Source organism: Burkholderia sp. ABCPW 14 (assembly GCF_001523835.1).
GTDB classification, from domain to species: Bacteria; Pseudomonadota; Gammaproteobacteria; order Burkholderiales; family Burkholderiaceae; genus Burkholderia; species Burkholderia mayonis.
The window spans coordinates 1-3,489 of record NZ_LOVS01000090.1 but is presented as its reverse complement, the minus strand read 5'-3'; the positions used below and the strand labels follow the sequence as shown (position 1 = coordinate 3,489).

4 protein-coding genes are annotated in these 3,489 nt (G+C 64.5%); all 4 read left to right on the top strand.

From position 1 onward, the window contains the following. The coding region (locus WS62_RS13710) for a transposase (protein ID WP_197422830.1) at positions 1 to 247 on the top strand (247 nt) is incomplete at its 5' end. Between the two features lie 271 nt (positions 248 to 518). Beyond that, entirely contained in the window at positions 519 to 1,169 is a 651-nt protein-coding gene (locus tag WS62_RS13705) for an NADPH-dependent FMN reductase (RefSeq protein ID WP_066571488.1), read from the top strand. Between the two features lie 376 nt (positions 1,170 to 1,545). Beyond that, entirely contained in the window at positions 1,546 to 1,761 is a 216-nt protein-coding gene (locus WS62_RS13700) for a transcriptional regulator (protein WP_066485721.1), read from the top strand. Positions 1,762 to 1,900: 139 nt separating this feature from the next. Further along, positions 1,901 to 2,800, top strand: coding sequence for an aminomethyltransferase (locus WS62_RS13695; protein ID WP_066571487.1), 900 nt, complete (start codon positions 1,901 to 1,903; stop codon positions 2,798 to 2,800). The last annotated feature ends 689 nt before the right edge of the window (positions 2,801 to 3,489 follow it).

Genomic DNA, 3,489 nt, shown 5'->3' with positions numbered 1-3,489 from the left:
AAAGGCTTGGGGGCAATGGATCGAGCAAGCCCGGCAAAGCGGGATTGCCGCGCTGCAACTGTTTGCCCAGCGCTTGCAGGGTTACTGGCACGGCATCCTGGCCCGCTGCCGCCATCCGCTCAATACCAGCGTCGTCGAAGGCATCAACAACACCATCAAGGTCATCAAGCGTCGCGCTTACGGGTACCGCGACGAGGAATATTTCTTCCTCAAAATCCGCGCCGCGTTCCCCGGAATTCCTCGATGAACCAAAAAAAAGCCCCGCCGACATTCCAACCGGCGGGGCCAACCCATGTCAGAGAAGTTCTCATGGAGGAGACGGAAGCGATCATATCGACCCGCCCAGCGCATCCCAACCAAGCATTTCTGCTATCCAATTGCGCCACGCGCGGCGCCGTTCAAACGGCCGCCGGGGTATATCGATAGAACGAAAAGTCGTTTCCCGGACGCCGATTGGGTCGCTACCATGCAACTTTCCGCCTGCTGAAATCAGGCGCCGCATCCTCAAGGAGCGCACTTTGACCGCATTCGATCAACATCGCCGGCCGTTCATCGTCGGCATCGGCGGCACGACCCGCGCGGCCTCGTCGACCGAGCGCGCGCTCGGCTTCGCGCTGCGCGGCGCGCAAGCCGCGGGCGCCCGCACCCGCTTGTTCGACGGCCCGTTCCTGCACACGCTGCCGCACTACGCACCCGAGCGGCGCGAGCTCACCGATGCGCAGCGCGAGCTGATCGACGCGGTGCGCGCGGCCGACGCGGTCATCATCGCGACGCCCGGCTACCACGGCGGCGTGTCCGGCCTCGTGAAAAACGCGCTCGACACGCTCGAGGAGTTGCGCGCCAACGAGCGGCCCTATCTCGACGGACGCGCGGTCGGCTGCATCGTCACCGCATACGGCTGGCAAGCGGCGGGCACCGTGCTGACGTCGCTGCGCGCGATCGTCCACGCGCTGCGCGGCTGGCCGACGCCGTTCGGCGCCGCGGTCAACACGCTCGAAACGCGCTTCGAAACGATCGACAGTTGTTCCGATACGAAGGTCGCCGCGCAACTCGAGACTGTCGGCGCGCAGGCCGCCGAGTTCGCACTCGCGTTCGCGTCGCACCGCGCGGCGACCCGCGTCGCAAACGGCGGCACGCTCGCACCGGTGCTGGAAGTCGCGACAAGCTGAACGCACACGCGCAGCGCGGCGCACGTTCCGCTCCGGTCGGCGCTCCGTCGCCCTGCCCACGATCGCCGCGATCATTCACTCGCGCTCCCCCATTCCAAGCCGCTCGATCAGCAAACGACGGCCGCCCTTCGCTCGACCGGCGCGTCTCGTCGTCGCAAGCGCGCGGCGATCGCATCGCCCGGCATCGACGGGCGCCACGTCGATCGTTGACGCGTCCGACGACGCGCAACGGCCCTCGCCGCCACGCATATCGCCCCGACATGCGCGGTCATGACCATTCGCGTGCGCCGGGTGATTTGCTTACGCATAAAGATTGGTTCACGCGCACGCGTCGATTGCTTACGCTGCACGCTCGTTCCATCCCTTCGCGAAAGCCATGAACCATTCGATCCGCTACAAGGGCTACGAAGTCGCGCCCGCGGCGGCGCGCTTGCCGAACGGCCTGTTCGCCGCGAACCTCACGATCGAGAAGGCCGGCCCGGCGCCTGCCCGCGCGTACTCGTTCGACGCAATCGATTTTTTCTTCGACGAAGAGCACGCGCTCGCGTATGCGTTCCGCTGGGGACGCATCTGGGTCGACGCTCACTGTTGAGCGCGACGCCGGCATCGGCCGGCGCTTCCTGCGCGTCCGCCCCACGCCAGCGGCGCTTCCGGCATCGGCCGCCAAAATACGTGATTCATCGAGCTATGTGAAAATCGGCAGCTCCTGACATCACGATACCAATCGAGCCATGTCTGACACGCTGCGACGAGATCAAGCGGCCGATCACGCTATGCGCAACTGGGTCCATGAGCGTCGCGGCCCAGTGCAAGTCGGTTCCGACGCGCACAAGCAGATGTTCTGCCGAATGCTGCTCGACACCCACAACCCATACAAGCCGGCCGTCATCGACTGGCCTCCCCTCGAACCCGAAGCGCTTCGGCGCCTGACGTCGCTGCCCATCTGGGATATCGCCGTGCAGACTGAAGGCCGCGCGTCGATCCGCGTCGCAACGTTCGCATCGACCGTGCGCGACCCGCTGCTGCGCGAAGCGCTCGACATGGACGCCGCCGAGGAGGCGCGTCACAAGGTCGTGCTGTCGAAGCTCGTCGGCGCATACGGGATCCGGCTCGCGCCGGAGCCCGCCTATCCGGCGCCGACTGACGCCGAATGGGCATGGATGGTCACGGGCTTCAGCGAATGCATCGACAGCTTCTTCGCGTTCGGCCTGTTCCGCTCCGCGCAGCGCTCCGGCTATTTTCCGGAGGAACTCGTCGAGACGTTCGAGCCGGTGATCCAGGAAGAAGGCCGTCACATCCTGTTCTTCGTGAACTGGTTCGCCTGGTACTGGCGCAACCTGCCGTGGTGGCGACGGCCGTGGTTCTTCACGCGCGTCGCGGCGGTGTGGGCGTTCCTGATCTGGGAACGAATCGGCATTGCGCGCGGGATCGACACCGACGGCGTCGCGCGCGACGCGAACTTTGCGGCCAACACCACGGCGACGGTCGGCGATGCGCTCAATCCGCGCGATCTGATCGAGCTTTGCCTTTCCGAGGACGATCGTCGAATGGCCGGCTACGACAAGCGGCTGCTGCGGCCTGCGATCGTGCCGCGGCTCGCGCGGTTCGCGCTGCGCTTCCTGCGGAAGTAGCAAGCGGCGCGGTGGCCGTGGCTTCGGCTCATGCGTGAGCTTCGGCCTCGGCACTCGGCGGATGCGCCGACCTCGCGCCTTCGAAACAGCGAAGGGCGATGTCGCCCCGCGCCCTTTCGAGCCTGCGCGCAGCCGCTCCGGTTTGTCCACGGCAAGCAGCAACCTTGCGTCGCTGTCGACGAGCACGGTGCACACCGGCGTGCAATTGACATCGCGCGCGATGGCGACAACGACCGGCGACGACGTCGGTCGATGCGAGCCCGTGCGCGAAGGCGGCATCGCGGCTCACGAAACGCCCCTTTCCCGTCGAGATACGAATGCGCGTAAGCAGGCTACCCGATGCCGTGCGCCGTCTTTGCACGACGATTCGTCGCACGAACCAGCGGCAGTTCCGGTCAGGTTTCAGCCAACCGACACAACAGATCTTCTGGCAGATACATCAGAAGAATCGCATACGCTCAAACAGCGGAATATAGAGCGACCTCTCGAAAATCTTCAATAAAAAACAAAAAAGACCTGATTATAAAAAATACACTTTCAAGAAAATAGCCAACAAATTCATTAGTCGGCCCTGAACAATTCGTTTTGTCGCGCAGATGAAGCTACGCCGCCGACGGCGCAGCGGCTCGGAAGCTGAGCAAAGCGACGAGAATCAGGGCGTAAAAAAGCCGCAGGTTGCGCAGGATCAT